This is a genomic window from Citrobacter sp. VF227, assembly GCF_052950715.1.
The window spans coordinates 398,863-412,467 of record NZ_JBRFVF010000002.1 but is presented as its reverse complement, the minus strand read 5'-3'; the positions used below and the strand labels follow the sequence as shown (position 1 = coordinate 412,467).

Sequence of the window (13,605 nt, the reverse complement as noted above, 5' to 3'; positions counted from 1 at the left end):
TTAATTTATTCTAATTTTGTAATCCGACCCTTCATGTACTTTTCGTACATAGCATCTAGCTCTTTTAGGCGTAAAGACAACACCCTCATGAAATTCTGCTTTTCTTCATCGCCAGGAAGCTGGCGATAGAGTTCGAGCAATCTCCGTTCGTCGGACTTTAATCCGTCCTTCTCGTCGACCTCTTGCCCTAGAACCCACTCAAGACTCACCCCAAGCGCGTCTGCCAGTTTTATCGCTGAGCTTTTCCCAATTGTGCCGCGTACGAACCAATTATTGACCGACTGAGCACTGACTCCGCAAATGCGAGCCATGTCTGACTTGGTCAAATTCTTAAGTTCGAGGATCTCGTTAAGCCTCTGCACCTGTGGGTGATTAATCTGATGAGTTTTTTCTTTCATAACATAATTCTAAACCAAAAGTTTATTAGCTCAATATTCAAAATGTTGACATGTGGATAAACATTTTGTTTAATCCAATGGTTTCCACAGGAGTCAAATATGAAAGCAATTGATAAAGCCATTACTAAAGCAGGAACCGCAACCCGGTTAGCCGAACTACTGGCAGTAAGCGCAATGACTATTAGTCATTGGAGGAATCGTTATCAAGGCGTGGTTCCTGCTGATCGGGTACTTCCAATTTACAGCGCTACTGGAGTGACCCCCCACGAACTGCGCCCAGATCTCTATCCCAATCCCTCTGATGGATTACCAAAGTAGGAGCGTTAACCATGCAGACACTTACTTATCAGAATGATAGCGACATTATCCAAGGGATAATGAAAAATCGCGCTCAAACGTATAAGGGACCGAGCCATGAAGATATTCGTGATGCGGTTCGTTCTTGGGCGGGTGTAGATGGTCAGGATGTCGTTTCTGCTCTGATCGTCGAAGAGTACCGGGCGCAGGATGGTGACGAGATTACTTTCCCTGGCGATCTCAGCCGACAGCGTCAGAAGCTTTTCCGCTTCCTGGACAACCATTTCAACAGCGAACGGTACCGCGAGAACGTTCGCCAACTGACCCCGGCAATTCTTGCTGTTCTGCCGCTCGAGTTCCGCAATCGCCTGCTACCAGAAGACAACGTAATGGCCCGTCTGGCCCGGCTGGAGAAAGAAACCAGCGAAGCGAAGATTGCCGTCGCAATGGATGCACCACGTCATCAGAAGCTGAAAGAGTTGAGCGAGGGGATCGTGGAGATGTACCGCGTTGACCCTGGCTTAACTGGTCCACTGATGGAGATGGTGCAGATGATGCTGGGGGCTATATGACCGGTTCAAAAATGGCGAAAGCCGTGGTGCTCGAACACCAACGGCCTTCAGGTGCAAAAACTGTGCGTAATTGCGGAGAATAGTATGTCAAATACCGCTGAAATATACAAATTCCCCACGCGGCAGGGGATACAGGAGAGCAGCATGGCTGAACTGGAGAAAGGCTATCTACGCTTAGCCAACCAGATTCAGGATGCCCTGTGTATCGTCGAGCTATCCGGGCGCGAGTTCCGGGTACTGAATGCTATCGTTCGCCTGACCTATGGCTGGTCTAAGAAATCAGACCGCATCGCCAATAGCCTCATTGCAGACAAAACGACGCTGAAGGTGAAACACGTATCTGAAGCCGTGCTTAGCCTTGCCTACCGGAACATCATCATTCTGCGCCGAATTGGGCAAACCAGATACATTGGGATTAATACCAGCCTGGATAAATGGGCGTACACCAAGCCAAATTGCACTAAGTGTCCAGCGGCTTTCCCGCCTGCTGAAGTTGTTACATGGGTTATTACCATCCCTGAATTCAGGGATAGCAGCTTTACCCCTTCAACCATCCCTGAAAACGGGGATAACCATCCCCAAAAACAGGGAGAGGTATCCCTGAAAACAGGGAACACCAAAGACATTCTTCCAAATACAAATATAAATACAGATCTAACCCCCTCTAATCCCCCAAAGGGGAAGGTGAAGTTTGACCCGCTGACAATTCCTGTTCCTGAGTGGCTTGATTCTGTGTCCTGGAGTGAGTGGGTTGCCTATCGCCAACAGTCTGGCAAAGCCATCAAAACTGAGCTGACGGTCACCAAAGCATTCAATCTGCTGAAGGCCTGCCTGGACGAAGGGCATGACCCGGTTGATGTGATCAACACCAGTATCGCCAACGGGTACCAGGGACTATTCAAACCGAAGTTTGCTCTCAACGACCGCAAAAAAGGCCGGGATGTGAATCACATTTCTGAGCCAGATAAAGCGATTCCGACCGGATTCAGGGGGTAGCGATGAAAAACATGGTTGGTACAGGAAGTGCGCTTGAGCGCCTGAAAAAACTCATTCCACCTGGCGTTCAGCCGAAGTTCACCAGTGCAGCAGAGTTGTTGGCGTGGCAACGGGAAGAAGGCCTGAAGCGGTGCGAAGAGCTGGACAAGCTGAATCAGAAAGCGCGCACAGAGAAAATTTTCGGTCGCTCAGGAATTCAAAGCCTACATCGCAGCTGCACGTTCGCGAATTACCAGGTATCCGGGGAAGGGCAGCGCAAAGCCTTCACGATGGCAAAGAGCTACGCACAGAATTTCGGTGCTGGGTTCGCGAGCTTCGTGTTTAGCGGTGGCCCTGGTACCGGGAAAAACCATCTCGCTGCAGCAATCGGAAATCATTTGCTTTCTGGCGGGCATAGCGTGCTGGTCGTCACTATCCCTGACCTGATGCTACGCGTTCGCGAGTGCTACGACGGTGGGCAGTCAGAGGCTTCGCTTCTGGATGACCTCTGCAAAGTCGATCTGCTGGTACTGGATGAAGTCGGTATTCAGCGCGGAAGCAACGGAGAGAAAGTCATTCTGAATCAGGTTATCGACCGTCGCCTGTCGTCGATGCGTCCGGTGGGGATCCTGACGAACCTGAACCACGAAGAACTTCTCGGAGCGTTGGGCGCGCGGGTTATCGACCGTCTCCAGATGGATGGCGGGATGTGGGTGAACTTTGACTGGGGCAGCTACCGCAAGAACGTTAGCCATCTCCGGATCGTTAAATAACTTCGAGGGGAAATCACTATGGCAAGCAAATCACTGTGGGCAATCGTTGATTTTCTTCGGACTAACCAGACCGTAACGCCGCGTCAGGTTCAGAACCTTCTGGGATGCGACTGCAAGAAGGCACACAACTTGCTGCTTCACCTGGTACGCAGAGCGGTAGTAATCCGCACTGGCGAGCCGCATCGCCCGGTCTATTCACTTCAGCCTGGCGGGGAGTTGAACATTAAGCAGATCAAACCGAACACGAGAAAAAACATGGTCACATCAATTTGCCGCACAAGTCCGGCGATGAAGCGGGTTCTGGCGTTTTACGGGAGAGCATCAGCATGAACGAGTGGAGTGATTACCGATGGATGGTCAAAACCATGGCGGAAGATGCTTGCGTAACGATCATCAGCATTGCCAGACACTGCGGTGTATCTCGCAGGAAAATCAATCAAATTATGCAGGCCGGGCCATCTAAAGAACAGGAAGAACTCATTGCCGAAGCTCTAGGGTGTGCAGGGTGTGACCTTGCGGAAATCCACAGGCAAATGGGCGAGTTATCAGATAAATACGGGATAACATCAGCATGAGCGAACTATCAGCAGCAAACTCAACGATTGAGAATGCACGCGCAACGACGAATTGTCTGCAGGGAGTTGAGTTGAACTGGTGGGGCGCACAATAGATCTCCTAATTAAGTTCCGTAATCACCGAAACCTAACATAGCTTGTGGTAACTGGAAAATAATATGTTTGGGGAACTGGAATTTTTGTTTTATAGTTTGAAATCACTAGTTTTTAGTTGGATATTTGGTTTCTGATATAAATTTGTCGCCAGCGCTGATTATACCCGCGTATGTCTGAACAAAAATTCAAGGAGTGAATGATGATACCGATTAATGTGGTAGATAACGTAGTGGCAGCTTTTAATAAGGCGAGACTGGCTTCAGAAGCTAGACGTGGAGCGCCAACACTGGCCAATCATGGAGATTTATTGGTTTCTCTGTTCGAGGATTTGCAGGCGTATCAGATAAACCGGTTAAGAATGTCACCTGATTTCATAAAGTTAACAGAATATTTATTGTATTTCCGTATGAAATCTCTATTCCGGTGGCCGATGACTCCTCCAGGAGGCCCTTTATTTATTCCGACAGAAATCAATACCCCCCCATTACTTAACAATTTAAATTTGTGGAGAGCGGACATAACATTCTCTTATCCTTCAATATTATTTGGGCAGATGTCCGTTAATCATCATTTCCAGGGGCAAGTCCGTTTACTGGGCGCACGTGAAGCCGAATTAGCAGGTAAGCCTCTGCTAGCGGCTACGCCCGACGCACTGGGCTATGGGTTAGGATGCCGGGTTACCGTCGTAAGAGAGGCTGGTAGGTTAATCGTGGTGAATAACAGGACATTCAGTGCACACTGTATTGCCGGGGTTCGTCCTCTAAGGTTAGTTTTTCGTGATGCTGATCAGGCTGAACGTAATCGGCTGATGGAAGTTGAGGGGGTGGGGGGAGTACCAGTGCTGAACTTTACCGCTGCCGTACCCCGCCCCGCGGGCAGTCCAAAACCCAGAACTCTGCCGTCTCCTCATATGCCTCTGATAAATAGTCTGGACCCTCCCCAGGTCATTCACGTCGCGACGGTTCCGTTTGCCTGGATGAATGACTAAGAGTAGGAGATCAAAATTCAAAATGACCATGAATCCAGAAGAAATTCAGCAATTCACCGGTATGTTGCTGGTGACAATGGACACCGAATCTGTGGTGTATATGTACGGTGATGCAGAAGGCTATGAGTATAACGAGTACAACGCATTATCTGCGGGTGGGAAAGTTTTACTCCTCCCTACTCCTCCCCTCCAGCGCCGGTAGTGCCGGACCGCGAAAAGGTTCGCCGTGAGCATGCCGAATGGTCTGATGTCACTTTCGGCGATGTCGGCCCAGTTGGTCCGCTGAAGCACCTTTCCAAAGAAGCGCTCGAGGCTGCTGCTGAACCCGGCGACCTTAGCGAATGGGCTGACATGCAATTCCTGTTATGGGATGCACAACGTCGTGCCGGTATCAGTGACGAGCAGATTACCCTGGCGATGGTAGAAAAGCTGGAGGTAAACAAGCAGCGAGAATGGCCTGAGCCGAAAGACGGGGAGCCTCGCCTGCATATCAAAACTGAACAGGATCAGGGAGAGAAGTGATGGACCCGCAACTGGAATACGCCACGAAGCGTATCGTCGAGCTGGAAAACCTGTTGTTCTTTTCTGGCTTTCAGGATTACTGTAAATTTTAGTAATTACATTACAGAATATTCCTGTCACGTCGATACCTAAAATCTATATTTGATTGCTGGAGTGAAATATGGGGTTGAGAAAATTGATGCTTCGTATAGCCTTCGGTGCGGCATTTTCAGCTCTAGTCGGCTTGCCTTTTGTTACTTCCGAAATGTCATTTATCTGGCATATGTTTAAGTTCAACATTCAACAAATCAACTGTATGAGTGATGTTCAGATTTCAATGACGGACTGGCTTTCAAATGCAGGGCCGGGTAATGAAGCTCAAAAGCTAAATGATATTAGTAACAACCTTGTGAGTTGTACTAAAGAGGTTGACATTAATAAGGGAAGCTTGGAATTTGGCTTGGAGCAGTACAAAAGATACAACTCGGCACAGTAAAGCCCATACCGATGGGATTTTTGTATCTGAACATTGGTGATATATTTTTATAATGAGACAAATTATCTATTCAGAACTCCCGTTGAGGCGGTCATGCGAAGGTGTGACCGCTCCTGATTTAATTATGGAGTTCTATCATGAAATCACAAAAACGCGCGATGCGTCGGCACCACACCAAAAGGCTTAAAGCCAAACGAAACCATTACAACAATATTGGTGCTGGTGGGGTGGTCGCTTTAGGTATTGTTTATCGAACCCCATGCTTGTGCTCTTGCTGGATGTGTGGCAACCAACGCCAGTATCACGGTAAGAGTACTCAGGAGCTTAGAGCTAGTGCAATGTATTTCTTGTGATTACTAAGCCGCTGATTGGTGGTTTTTTGCTTTCAAGCCCACTCAGGTGGGCTTTTTGTTAAACGATTGGTTTTCTTTCTCGTTGCATCGAAGTCCATCAGACCGCTCATTCTCCAAAGCAGTGAGCCTCTGACTAATAATCTCTAGCTGCCTTGAAAGATCTCCAAGATTTTGGATAGGGGCTAATTTTGTTTCTGAAGCACTCACCCACGCTTCTATAGCCGCAACCATTTCGGCATTTGCTGAGCGTCCATTACTTTCTGCTAGCGTGGCAATTTTCTGCTTCAGTTCCTCAGGAAGTCGAAGATTAACTTGAGGATTTTTATAGGGCCTAGTCATGCAGATTCACCATGATACAAAAACATATCATCAGGATAAGTACATATGTATTGACTAGCAATGCGTACCTAAATACTATGTATGCGTACCACATACAAAAGGTGAGCTATGAAAGTTAAAACGCTGAGAATGCCTGAATGGCTTGAGAAGGTCATGGAGGAGCTGGCTGTTAAGGGGGATCGCTCTTTTAGCAAGGAGGCTGTACGTGCAATGCGTGAATACGCTGAGCGGCGGGGAGTTAAATGCCCGGAATGAAAAAGCCCCAACTGCTGTAACAGTCAGGGCCTCTAATTTGTCAGTAACTTACGAGAAACCAACATGAACAGTATAACAACAGCAGTTTCGACCATCAACGTGCCATTTCATGGTTCTGAGCTGTACGTCGTCAGTCACAATGGCGAGCCGTACACGCCAATGAAGCCAATCGTTGAAGGTATGGGTATGGACTGGATGGGGCAGTATACAAAGCTAAAACAACGTTTTTCTAAAGGTATAGAGGAAATCTCTATACCCACCGCAGGCGGTATGCAAAAGATGATCTGCCTTGCTCTCCGCAAACTAGCTGCATGGCTTAACACTATCAGTCCTAACAAAGTTCGCCCGGAGATTCGCGAGCTCGTTATTCGTTATCAGGAAGAGTGTGACGATGTTCTGTATGAATACTGGACAAAGGGGCGGGTGACGAACCCGCGCAGTATGGAACCAGCAATCGACATGATGAATATTGATCTCCATCTCCGCATTCGAGATGGTCAGGTTGAGAGCATCGAGCGCATCGGGTCAGACATGTTTGTCGGTAAAGTTGAGCAGATACTGAGTGGATTGCGTGAAAGCGGCTGGATAGTTATTAAGCGAGACCTTCTGGCAGAAAAATTGGCTACATGGTGATGTAGGTCGTTCACCAGTTACAGATAACCAACCCAGCTTCGGCTGGTTTTTTTTCCTTCAATCCTTTTTGCATAACTGATTTAGTAAATTCCGAATACTCGGAAAAACTTAGCGTATACAACGGCATGGCTTTGGCGAAAAGTGCTATTAACCACTTGAATATGAGGTTTAATAGGTATGCTGTATGAATGTACAGTATATTGATGTAGAGGGAATTATGAAGATAGAACTTACCATCAACAAATCAAAAGACCTGCCGCGCGGCGCCATACCCGCACTCGAGAAAGAGTTGCTTAAACGACTTCAAAATCAATATGAAAATTGTTCTCTGGTTATCCGCAGGGCTGGCGGCGATAGCCTGACTGTTTTCGGTGGCGATAAGGGCGATAAAACGAAGGTGGAGGAAATCCTGCAGGAAACATGGGAAAGCGCCGACGACTGGTTTTACTGAACTTGGGTTAGCCGGCGCGCAGATAACAGAATACCAAACGTGTGTATCCCTTTAATGCTGTTGCCGACAATTTTTAACCGCGTCTGTGTCGATTGAAGGGAGAAAAATAAGTGAATAATTCAGCATTGCAGGCATCAGATGATCATTGGTACGACCTTGTCAGACGCTCTGATGGTTGTGTTATGTTTAGCTTTCCTTCATCTGGCAGGCATCTGATTTATCGCGTTAATGGGATGGTATCAATGCGGCCTTTGCTCGATGATGAGGAAGTCTTTACTCCCAATGGTTTTGTGCAATTTATCCGCCGCCTCGGCTATCGGGTAACTCCACCTTCTGATAATATGAAATCAACGGTCTGAACAACCGTAACCTACTGCGCCACGGAGAGAAACCATGGCGCACGAACTACAACTCATTAAGCAATCCTCAGGAATCCTGATCCCCGCGACGCCGGAGACCAGCGATATTCTGCAATCAAAAATCAAACTCGGCGCCGTGCTGGTGGCCGAATTTCGTCAGGTGAGGAATCCAGCATTCCATCGCCGTTTCTTTGCGCTCCTGAATCTCGGGTTTGAATACTGGGAACCTACTGGCGGGGCGATTTCTTCCAACGAACGTAAATTGGTGACCGGGTACGCTAAATTCCTCGCGGCATTTGGTGGAAACGAAGGCGCACTGCTGGATGCTGCCGAGCAATACCTCGATCGAATCGCTGACAGACGTGCAGGAAGTATCAGTGTCTGCAAATCTTTTGATGCTTACCGTTCATGGGTAATTGTCGAATCCGGTCACTACGATGCCATACAACTGCCCGACGGCACCCTTCGCAAACATCCCCGCAGTATTGCTTTCGCCAACATGGACGAAGCCGAATTCCAACAGTTGTACAAAGCCGCGCTCGATGTTTTGTGGCGCTGGGTATTGTCCCGGTCATTCAAGGACCAGCGTGAAGCGGAAAACCCCGCTGCGCAGCTCATGAGCTTTGCGGGGTGATGACCATGAAACAAAATGAAAAGCAGTTAACTGCAGAAAAACTTAGAGAGTTTCTGCACTACAACCATGAAACAGGCGTTTTCACATGGGCTAAAAGTGTTGGGCAACGTGCACAGATTGGACGTGTTGCTGGTTCTAAAGTCCCTTCAGGTTACATCAAAATTAGCGTCTCCAAGAAAGTTTACTCCGCACACCGTTTGGCTTGGTTATACATGACAGGCACTTGGCCTGAAAATGAAATTGACCATGTTGATAATAATCCGTCAAACAATGCTTTCAGTAATCTTCGGGAGGCCACGAAATCTCAAAATGCACAGAACAGAGGCAATAGAAAAGGAACGGTTAGTCGCTTTAAGGGCGTTATCTTTGATACCCAGCGTCAAAAATGGGTTGCGTGCATATGGCTAAAGGACCTTAAAAAGAACAAGAGAATTGGTTCCTTTTCTTCAGAGGAAGAAGCCGCAAAAGCTTATCGTTCCGAGGCTGAAGTTTTGCATGGCGAATTTTTCAAAGTACCGGAGTATCAGCGATGAAATACTCCTTTTTTCACCATCACGAATGCACAACCGAGCAGGCAGACGAGCTGGTGACCAGTTATCGCCGTCGTGGCGCCACGGTAGAACGTAGCCTGAATCGCGACAACATCACCTGGACTGTCAGCGCAAAATTGCCTGAATGCGAGCATCCGGCGCGCACACCAAGAACCTTTCGCCAAAAGGTCTGGGGGTGATTATGGCTAAATTACCTCGCCGTAAGTGTGCCAATAAAGAATGTCGCCAATGGTTCCATCCGGTGCGTGAAACGCAGACCGTTTGCGGTTACGAATGCGCCAGCGCCGTCGGCAAAGAGCAGACCAGAAAGGCCAGGGAGTTCGCACAACGCAAGGAGTCAGCCAAGCAACGCGCCACTGAGAAGAAAGAGCGTGCAGCCTGGCGCCAGCGTAAAGCTGCAGTTAAGCCGCTGAAGCACTGGATTGACCTGACGCAGCGTGCGGTTAACGACATCTGTCGCGAAACCGAGCTGGCAGAGGGGCGGGGCTGCATTTCCTGCGGAACGAAAACGGCGTTCGCCTGGCATGCCGGCCATTATCGGACCACGGCAGCCGCCGGGCATCTGCGCTTCACTCGTTTCAACATCCATCTTCAGTGTGATGTTTGCAACGTCTACAAATCTGGGAATATCGAAGCATACCGAGCTGCGCTGGTGGAACGTTACGGCGAAGAGCCAGTGCTGGCGCTCGAGAACGATAACACTCCACACCGTTGGACAGTCGAAGAACTGGAGGAAATCAGGTTCACCGCGCTGGCCGACTTGCGCGCACTGAAAAAGCAGGAGGCAGCATGACATTTGAAACCTACTTTGCCGATCACCTCCGCGTTCGCTGGCAGCGATTGCGTTTATACCACTTTCCCGGCTCTGTGCTGACGGACTACCGAATACTGAAGAATTACGTGAAAACTTATGCTGGAGAAACACGATGAACCTCGAATCAATCGCAAAATACTTTGCACCGAAGTCCCCGATGTTCAGTGATTCCTCGCGGGCAACAGCTACAGACAATCTCACTGGTACAGATGTGATGGCCGCGCTTGGCCTCGTTAATGCTAAGTGCGGATTTGGTTTCGATCTTTACCTGGCAAAAATTGGCATCAGCAGCCCGGAGCGGGCAATGAAGGCTCTATATGGTTCAGCCGTTGAGATATCACGACATTTCAGACCAGTTACTGAACTCGATGAAAGATTACGCCAACGAGTTCTCGAAATACTGTGCGCTTTTGCTTATCAGGATTACGCCCGTAGTGCGGCAAGCGTTCGCAAATGCGACTGTTGCAATGGGGACGGCTTTACCGAGACAGATATTTTCACAAATAAAGTTCAGTACCCGGATGGAAAACCGCCTAAATGGGCAAAAATCACGAAGGGGGTTTTCCCGTCCTATTGGGAGGAATGGAAGTCGGTACGGGAGACTGCGCGCGTTTTATGCTCAGCTTGTAACGGAAAAGGTGTTATCAGCAATGCGTGTCGCTGCCATGGGAAAGGGAAGGTACTGGACAAGAAAGAAACGGAGATGCAGGGCGTGCCGGTTATGAAAGTTTGTGAGCGCTGCACAGGCAGAGGTTATGCCCGGCTTAAATTCTCTAATGTGCTGGAGGGTGTACGCACCGAATGGGATGTGAAGAAAACCACGGCTTATGATCACATCCAGCCATTATTCGAATTGTTGGTAGAAGAGTGTCACCGGCAGGAGGGATATGCAGACAGTGCGTTGAAATCTGTCACTCAGTAGTGATTTTTTCTATGAAAAGTGAATTTTAGAGAAAATAAATGTTGTAGTTTACGGAATTTTCGTCTAGCATCGGCTCTAACGCTGGGGATCCGTTCAATCGTTCCGAAGCAACAAAATATTAAGCCTCGCCATAGTGCGGGGCTTTGGCATTTAAATATTCAATTCTGAAAAATCGCTGTCAGATATTGCCCCGGTCACTGGATGATTTTATCTTTTGACTCGTGGTGAATCCCCCTATGCGGCGGGGCAACCAGCAATGTAGATATACGCTATCAGTGCGGGTTGCGGTTGCTGGGCTGCAACTCACCGGGAGGCACCCGGCACCACGACGCGTTTATCCTTGACGATATTGTTATTTTTCATGCCTGTTCGTCCGAGCAGGCTTTTTTTTGCAGTATTTTTGGCTCCATCTTTTGCACCTACAGTTTTATCGCTCCAACGATATAAATAATCCGATCAACTTTGAGGCTGCCATATGGCGGCCTTTTTTATTCCCCTCATTCCTGAGAGGACTCACAGCAATAAAGAGGGGCCTAAATGTCCGATCCGATTTCCGGTACTGGGCTGGCTGGTGGTGTCCTGACGGGAGCCAGCGTCTATGGATTTCTGTCCGGAACCGATTATGGCGTGGTGTTTGGCGCATTTGCCGGGGCTGTATTTTACATTGCAACGGCTTCGGACCTTAGCGCAGCACGTCGGCTGGCGTATTTTGTCGTGTCTTACATCGCCGGGATAATCTGCTCTGGGCTGGTGGGTTCAAAGCTGGCTGACTGGACTGGTTACAGTGATAAGCCTCTGGATGCCATCGGAGCCGTAATCGTTTCGGCTTTAGCTGTCAAAATCCTGACGTTCCTGAACAACCAGGATGTCGGCTCGCTGGTGGCGCTGATAACGCGCCGGGGAGGTTCAGGTGGTGCAAAATGACCCATCGGCAACAATCAATGCGCTGCTTTGCGCTGGGGTAGTGCTGACCCTGATGTTTTACCGTCGCGGCGACTCCCGACATCGACCGTGGATATCTCGCTTAGCGTGGCTGCTTACGGTCATCTACAGCGCCGTTCCGCTGGCGTATCTGTGCGGTATCTACCCTTATTCATCGTGGGCCACTATCGGGGCCAACATTATTTTCCTGTCTGTGCTGGTCGCCGTCAGAGGCAACGTGGCGCGCCTGGTTGATCATCTGAGGCACTAATGACTAAAGACGACATCTTCAATGCCATCCTTGGCAAAGAGGGCGGCTATGTTAACCATCCCGACGATAAAGGCGGCCCAACGAATTGGGGTATCACTCAGGCGACGGCTCGGGCACATGGATATGTAGGCGATATGCGCGACCTCACCCGCCAGCAGGCGCTGGATATTCTGACGGCTGACTACTGGACAGGCCCGCGATTCGACCTTGTTTCTGAGGTGTCACCAGACATCGCCGCTGAACTCTGCGACACGGGCGTAAACATGGGGCCATCAGTTCAGACCAAGTGGTTTCAGCGCTGGCTGAACGTGTTCAACATTCAGGGCACGCTCTATCCAGAACTGATTGCGGATGGTTTTATAGGTCCGCGAACTATCAGTGCGCTAAAAAGTTACCTATCTCGACGCGGGAAAGAAGGAGAGCTGGTAATGCTCCGGGCTCTGAATTGCAGCCAGGGTCAACGTTATCTTGAACTGGCAGAACAGCGCAGCGCGAACGAGACGTTTGTTTATGGCTGGGTAAAGGAGCGGGTGGTTATATGACGCTTGAGATGATTATCGGACTCCTTGCAGCTGTTTTAGCTGCTATAGCCGCTGCATTTGGATTAGGCCATTCGCGCGGCACCAGCAAAGCTGAAGCGAAAGCCGACCAGCAGCGCACTGAGGAACATGCAGCAGCTACTGAAGCCGTTGCAGAACGCCGGGTAGAGACAACAAAAGGAGCCAGGGATGTACAGCAGACTGTTAACCATCTTCCTGATGACGATGTTGACCGCGAGTTGCGCGAAAAATTTACCCGCAAAACCTGAAGTAACGGACACGGCCTGTGACTGGGTAAGCATCATCTACCTTACTGAGCACGATATTGCTGTGCTGGATAAACAGACGAAGCGGGACATATTGGCGCACAACAAATCAGTGCAGGCTAACTGCATGAAGGAGCCAGGTCGTGAACGTAGAGAACCTAAGTAACGCGCATTACATCTATAACGAAATGAAAGAACTACAGCGACAGAAAGGCATACTGGAAAGTGGTGCCGGACTTGGTGTGACAATCCAGTCTACCTATCAGGATAACGCCTTTCTTGATGCCATACGCCCGCATGCAATGGCTGAACTTGATCGCCGTATTGTGGAGAAGAAAAAATCCCTCTCCACTCTGGGTGTTACATTATCTTAAATGAGAACAACAATAAAAGGTTATGTCTGCTTTGCCACATTCTGAGAGTATGGGTTTTATTTGGTATTCAATTAGTTACTTTATTGGTTTGCTTTCCGATGGAAGATAGATGTTTCCACAGAAGGGGCAAATTAACGTTATATTGTTTTTTATTCTCGACAGACTGTGCATTGACTGGCGGGAGCAATGAGGACAGGTACTTTTCACATGGCGTAAAGTACGCATCTTGATATCTTTGAGTATCGACATGTT

27 protein-coding genes and 1 pseudogene are annotated in these 13,605 nt (G+C 48.9%); 25 read left to right on the top strand and 3 right to left on the bottom strand.

Annotated features, from left to right (window positions below; genetic code table 11):
• Window positions 1-5: 5 nt before the first annotated feature.
• Complete coding sequence (locus tag ACU8YC_RS09445) at window positions 6-398, bottom strand: helix-turn-helix domain-containing protein (protein WP_446895278.1); 393 nt, start codon at window positions 396-398, stop codon at window positions 6-8.
• Between the two features lie 99 nt (window positions 399-497).
• On the opposite strand from ACU8YC_RS09445, the gene ACU8YC_RS09440 reads away from it, so the two are divergent.
• The 9 genes from ACU8YC_RS09440 to ACU8YC_RS09400 all read left to right on the top strand — a co-directional run bounded on the left by ACU8YC_RS09440 (window position 498) and on the right by ACU8YC_RS09400 (window position 5,671).
• Window positions 498-716 carry a YdaS family helix-turn-helix protein gene (locus tag ACU8YC_RS09440; protein ID WP_446895277.1) on the top strand — a complete coding sequence of 73 codons (219 nt, stop codon included), beginning with the start codon at window positions 498-500 and terminating at the stop codon, window positions 714-716.
• A gap of 11 nt (window positions 717-727) precedes the next feature.
• The gene (locus ACU8YC_RS09435; RefSeq protein ID WP_446895276.1) at window positions 728-1,267 is read left to right on the top strand and encodes a toxin YdaT domain-containing protein; all 540 of its coding nucleotides are present in this window, start codon (window positions 728-730) and stop codon (window positions 1,265-1,267) included.
• Between the two features lie 84 nt (window positions 1,268-1,351).
• Window positions 1,352-2,263 (top strand): replication protein, encoded by a 912-nt coding sequence (locus ACU8YC_RS09430; RefSeq protein ID WP_446895275.1) that lies wholly within the window; start codon window positions 1,352-1,354, stop codon window positions 2,261-2,263.
• A 2-nt stretch (window positions 2,264-2,265) separates the two neighbouring features.
• Window positions 2,266-3,015, top strand: a complete 750-nt coding sequence (locus tag ACU8YC_RS09425) for an ATP-binding protein (protein ID WP_227093158.1) — start codon at window positions 2,266-2,268, stop codon at window positions 3,013-3,015.
• A gap of 18 nt (window positions 3,016-3,033) precedes the next feature.
• Window positions 3,034-3,345, top strand: a complete 312-nt coding sequence (locus ACU8YC_RS09420) for a hypothetical protein (protein WP_446895274.1) — start codon at window positions 3,034-3,036, stop codon at window positions 3,343-3,345.
• Window positions 3,342-3,590 carry an XRE family transcriptional regulator gene (locus ACU8YC_RS09415; protein WP_446895273.1) on the top strand — a complete coding sequence of 83 codons (249 nt, stop codon included), beginning with the start codon at window positions 3,342-3,344 and terminating at the stop codon, window positions 3,588-3,590. Before ACU8YC_RS09420 ends, ACU8YC_RS09415 begins: the two co-directional genes overlap by 4 nt.
• A 292-nt stretch (window positions 3,591-3,882) precedes the next feature.
• The gene (locus ACU8YC_RS09410) at window positions 3,883-4,674 is read left to right on the top strand and encodes a hypothetical protein (protein ID WP_446895272.1); all 792 of its coding nucleotides are present in this window, start codon (window positions 3,883-3,885) and stop codon (window positions 4,672-4,674) included.
• A 201-nt stretch (window positions 4,675-4,875) separates the two neighbouring features.
• Window positions 4,876-5,196: a DUF550 domain-containing protein gene (locus ACU8YC_RS09405; RefSeq protein WP_446895271.1), complete on the top strand. Its 321-nt coding sequence runs from the start codon at window positions 4,876-4,878 to the stop codon at window positions 5,194-5,196.
• Between the two features lie 160 nt (window positions 5,197-5,356).
• A complete protein-coding gene (locus ACU8YC_RS09400; protein ID WP_446895270.1) occupies window positions 5,357-5,671 on the top strand; it encodes a hypothetical protein in 315 nt (104 codons plus the stop codon).
• 395 nt (window positions 5,672-6,066) lie between these two features.
• Here ACU8YC_RS09400 and ACU8YC_RS09395 read toward each other — a convergent pair whose 3' ends face one another.
• The gene (locus ACU8YC_RS09395) at window positions 6,067-6,363 is read right to left on the bottom strand and encodes an Arc family DNA-binding protein (RefSeq protein ID WP_446895269.1); all 297 of its coding nucleotides are present in this window, start codon (window positions 6,361-6,363) and stop codon (window positions 6,067-6,069) included.
• A gap of 108 nt (window positions 6,364-6,471) precedes the next feature.
• Between ACU8YC_RS09395 and ACU8YC_RS09390 the strand changes: the two genes are divergently transcribed.
• The 16 genes and pseudogenes from ACU8YC_RS09390 (at window position 6,472) to ACU8YC_RS09315 (ending at window position 13,353) form a co-directional block, all read left to right on the top strand.
• Window positions 6,472-6,618 (top strand): DNA-binding protein, encoded by a 147-nt coding sequence (locus ACU8YC_RS09390; protein ID WP_187260159.1) that lies wholly within the window; start codon window positions 6,472-6,474, stop codon window positions 6,616-6,618.
• Window positions 6,619-6,681: 63 nt separating this feature from the next.
• Window positions 6,682-7,074 (top strand): annotated as a pseudogene (locus ACU8YC_RS09385) (phage antirepressor N-terminal domain-containing protein); the annotation flags it as partial.
• Between the two features lie 394 nt (window positions 7,075-7,468).
• Window positions 7,469-7,702: a DinI family protein gene (locus ACU8YC_RS09380; RefSeq protein WP_032944444.1), complete on the top strand. Its 234-nt coding sequence runs from the start codon at window positions 7,469-7,471 to the stop codon at window positions 7,700-7,702.
• Between the two features lie 110 nt (window positions 7,703-7,812).
• On the top strand, window positions 7,813-8,061 hold the full coding sequence (locus tag ACU8YC_RS09375) for a hypothetical protein (protein ID WP_072041507.1): 249 nt from the start codon (window positions 7,813-7,815) through the stop codon (window positions 8,059-8,061).
• A 34-nt stretch (window positions 8,062-8,095) separates the two neighbouring features.
• Window positions 8,096-8,695: a DUF1367 family protein gene (locus tag ACU8YC_RS09370; RefSeq protein WP_446895268.1), complete on the top strand. Its 600-nt coding sequence runs from the start codon at window positions 8,096-8,098 to the stop codon at window positions 8,693-8,695.
• Between the two features lie 5 nt (window positions 8,696-8,700).
• Window positions 8,701-9,228, top strand: coding sequence for an HNH endonuclease (locus ACU8YC_RS09365; RefSeq protein WP_446895267.1), 528 nt, complete (start codon window positions 8,701-8,703; stop codon window positions 9,226-9,228).
• The gene (locus ACU8YC_RS09360; RefSeq protein WP_446895266.1) at window positions 9,225-9,425 is read left to right on the top strand and encodes a hypothetical protein; all 201 of its coding nucleotides are present in this window, start codon (window positions 9,225-9,227) and stop codon (window positions 9,423-9,425) included. Before ACU8YC_RS09365 ends, ACU8YC_RS09360 begins: the two co-directional genes overlap by 4 nt.
• Window positions 9,426-9,427: 2 nt before the next feature.
• On the top strand, window positions 9,428-10,039 hold the full coding sequence (locus ACU8YC_RS09355) for a recombination protein NinG (protein WP_446895265.1): 612 nt from the start codon (window positions 9,428-9,430) through the stop codon (window positions 10,037-10,039).
• Complete coding sequence (locus tag ACU8YC_RS09350) at window positions 10,036-10,176, top strand: YlcG family protein (protein ID WP_096756861.1); 141 nt, start codon at window positions 10,036-10,038, stop codon at window positions 10,174-10,176. Before ACU8YC_RS09355 ends, ACU8YC_RS09350 begins: the two co-directional genes overlap by 4 nt.
• Complete coding sequence (locus ACU8YC_RS09345) at window positions 10,173-10,982, top strand: antitermination protein Q (RefSeq protein WP_446895264.1); 810 nt, start codon at window positions 10,173-10,175, stop codon at window positions 10,980-10,982. Before ACU8YC_RS09350 ends, ACU8YC_RS09345 begins: the two co-directional genes overlap by 4 nt.
• 537 nt (window positions 10,983-11,519) lie before the next feature.
• On the top strand, window positions 11,520-11,906 hold the full coding sequence (locus ACU8YC_RS09340; protein ID WP_446895263.1) for a phage holin family protein: 387 nt from the start codon (window positions 11,520-11,522) through the stop codon (window positions 11,904-11,906).
• Window positions 11,893-12,174, top strand: coding sequence for a phage holin family protein (locus tag ACU8YC_RS09335; RefSeq protein WP_446895262.1), 282 nt, complete (start codon window positions 11,893-11,895; stop codon window positions 12,172-12,174). The genes ACU8YC_RS09340 and ACU8YC_RS09335 overlap by 14 nt, the downstream gene beginning before the upstream one ends.
• Window positions 12,174-12,716 carry a glycoside hydrolase family 108 protein gene (locus ACU8YC_RS09330; RefSeq protein ID WP_446895261.1) on the top strand — a complete coding sequence of 181 codons (543 nt, stop codon included), beginning with the start codon at window positions 12,174-12,176 and terminating at the stop codon, window positions 12,714-12,716. Before ACU8YC_RS09335 ends, ACU8YC_RS09330 begins: the two co-directional genes overlap by 1 nt.
• Window positions 12,713-12,982 (top strand): hypothetical protein, encoded by a 270-nt coding sequence (locus ACU8YC_RS09325; RefSeq protein WP_151216604.1) that lies wholly within the window; start codon window positions 12,713-12,715, stop codon window positions 12,980-12,982. Before ACU8YC_RS09330 ends, ACU8YC_RS09325 begins: the two co-directional genes overlap by 4 nt.
• Window positions 12,939-13,145 carry a hypothetical protein gene (locus ACU8YC_RS09320; protein ID WP_072146181.1) on the top strand — a complete coding sequence of 69 codons (207 nt, stop codon included), beginning with the start codon at window positions 12,939-12,941 and terminating at the stop codon, window positions 13,143-13,145. The genes ACU8YC_RS09325 and ACU8YC_RS09320 overlap by 44 nt, the downstream gene beginning before the upstream one ends.
• Window positions 13,123-13,353 (top strand): hypothetical protein, encoded by a 231-nt coding sequence (locus ACU8YC_RS09315; RefSeq protein WP_446895260.1) that lies wholly within the window; start codon window positions 13,123-13,125, stop codon window positions 13,351-13,353. The genes ACU8YC_RS09320 and ACU8YC_RS09315 overlap by 23 nt, the downstream gene beginning before the upstream one ends.
• Before the next feature lie 75 nt (window positions 13,354-13,428).
• Here the strand turns inward: ACU8YC_RS09315 and ACU8YC_RS09310 are convergent, their stop codons facing one another.
• A complete protein-coding gene (locus tag ACU8YC_RS09310) occupies window positions 13,429-13,602 on the bottom strand; it encodes a YnfU family zinc-binding protein (protein WP_218116983.1) in 174 nt (57 codons plus the stop codon).
• Between the last annotated feature and the right edge of the window lie 3 nt (window positions 13,603-13,605).

What these genes read in the sequence shown, in the direction of transcription:
- ACU8YC_RS09445 (WP_446895278.1), bottom strand. Translation starts at nt 398, where the DNA reads ATGAAAGAAAAAACTCATCAGATTAATCACCCACAGGTGCAGAGGCTT.
- ACU8YC_RS09440 (WP_446895277.1), top strand. Translation starts at nt 498, where the DNA reads ATGAAAGCAATTGATAAAGCCATTACTAAAGCAGGAACCGCAACCCGG.
- ACU8YC_RS09435 (WP_446895276.1), top strand. Translation starts at nt 728, where the DNA reads ATGCAGACACTTACTTATCAGAATGATAGCGACATTATCCAAGGGATA.
- ACU8YC_RS09430 (WP_446895275.1), top strand. Translation starts at nt 1,352, where the DNA reads ATGTCAAATACCGCTGAAATATACAAATTCCCCACGCGGCAGGGGATA.
- ACU8YC_RS09425 (WP_227093158.1), top strand. Translation starts at nt 2,266, where the DNA reads ATGAAAAACATGGTTGGTACAGGAAGTGCGCTTGAGCGCCTGAAAAAA.
- ACU8YC_RS09420 (WP_446895274.1), top strand. Translation starts at nt 3,034, where the DNA reads ATGGCAAGCAAATCACTGTGGGCAATCGTTGATTTTCTTCGGACTAAC.
- ACU8YC_RS09415 (WP_446895273.1), top strand. Translation starts at nt 3,342, where the DNA reads ATGAACGAGTGGAGTGATTACCGATGGATGGTCAAAACCATGGCGGAA.
- ACU8YC_RS09410 (WP_446895272.1), top strand. Translation starts at nt 3,883, where the DNA reads ATGATGATACCGATTAATGTGGTAGATAACGTAGTGGCAGCTTTTAAT.
- ACU8YC_RS09400 (WP_446895270.1), top strand. Translation starts at nt 5,357, where the DNA reads ATGGGGTTGAGAAAATTGATGCTTCGTATAGCCTTCGGTGCGGCATTT.
- ACU8YC_RS09395 (WP_446895269.1), bottom strand. Translation starts at nt 6,363, where the DNA reads ATGACTAGGCCCTATAAAAATCCTCAAGTTAATCTTCGACTTCCTGAG.
- ACU8YC_RS09390 (WP_187260159.1), top strand. Translation starts at nt 6,472, where the DNA reads ATGAAAGTTAAAACGCTGAGAATGCCTGAATGGCTTGAGAAGGTCATG.
- ACU8YC_RS09380 (WP_032944444.1), top strand. Translation starts at nt 7,469, where the DNA reads ATGAAGATAGAACTTACCATCAACAAATCAAAAGACCTGCCGCGCGGC.
- ACU8YC_RS09370 (WP_446895268.1), top strand. Translation starts at nt 8,096, where the DNA reads ATGGCGCACGAACTACAACTCATTAAGCAATCCTCAGGAATCCTGATC.
- ACU8YC_RS09365 (WP_446895267.1), top strand. Translation starts at nt 8,701, where the DNA reads ATGAAACAAAATGAAAAGCAGTTAACTGCAGAAAAACTTAGAGAGTTT.
- ACU8YC_RS09360 (WP_446895266.1), top strand. Translation starts at nt 9,225, where the DNA reads ATGAAATACTCCTTTTTTCACCATCACGAATGCACAACCGAGCAGGCA.
- ACU8YC_RS09355 (WP_446895265.1), top strand. Translation starts at nt 9,428, where the DNA reads ATGGCTAAATTACCTCGCCGTAAGTGTGCCAATAAAGAATGTCGCCAA.
- ACU8YC_RS09350 (WP_096756861.1), top strand. Translation starts at nt 10,036, where the DNA reads ATGACATTTGAAACCTACTTTGCCGATCACCTCCGCGTTCGCTGGCAG.
- ACU8YC_RS09345 (WP_446895264.1), top strand. Translation starts at nt 10,173, where the DNA reads ATGAACCTCGAATCAATCGCAAAATACTTTGCACCGAAGTCCCCGATG.
- ACU8YC_RS09340 (WP_446895263.1), top strand. Translation starts at nt 11,520, where the DNA reads ATGTCCGATCCGATTTCCGGTACTGGGCTGGCTGGTGGTGTCCTGACG.
- ACU8YC_RS09330 (WP_446895261.1), top strand. Translation starts at nt 12,174, where the DNA reads ATGACTAAAGACGACATCTTCAATGCCATCCTTGGCAAAGAGGGCGGC.
- ACU8YC_RS09325 (WP_151216604.1), top strand. Translation starts at nt 12,713, where the DNA reads ATGACGCTTGAGATGATTATCGGACTCCTTGCAGCTGTTTTAGCTGCT.
- ACU8YC_RS09320 (WP_072146181.1), top strand. Translation starts at nt 12,939, where the DNA reads ATGTTGACCGCGAGTTGCGCGAAAAATTTACCCGCAAAACCTGAAGTA.
- ACU8YC_RS09310 (WP_218116983.1), bottom strand. Translation starts at nt 13,602, where the DNA reads ATGTCGATACTCAAAGATATCAAGATGCGTACTTTACGCCATGTGAAA.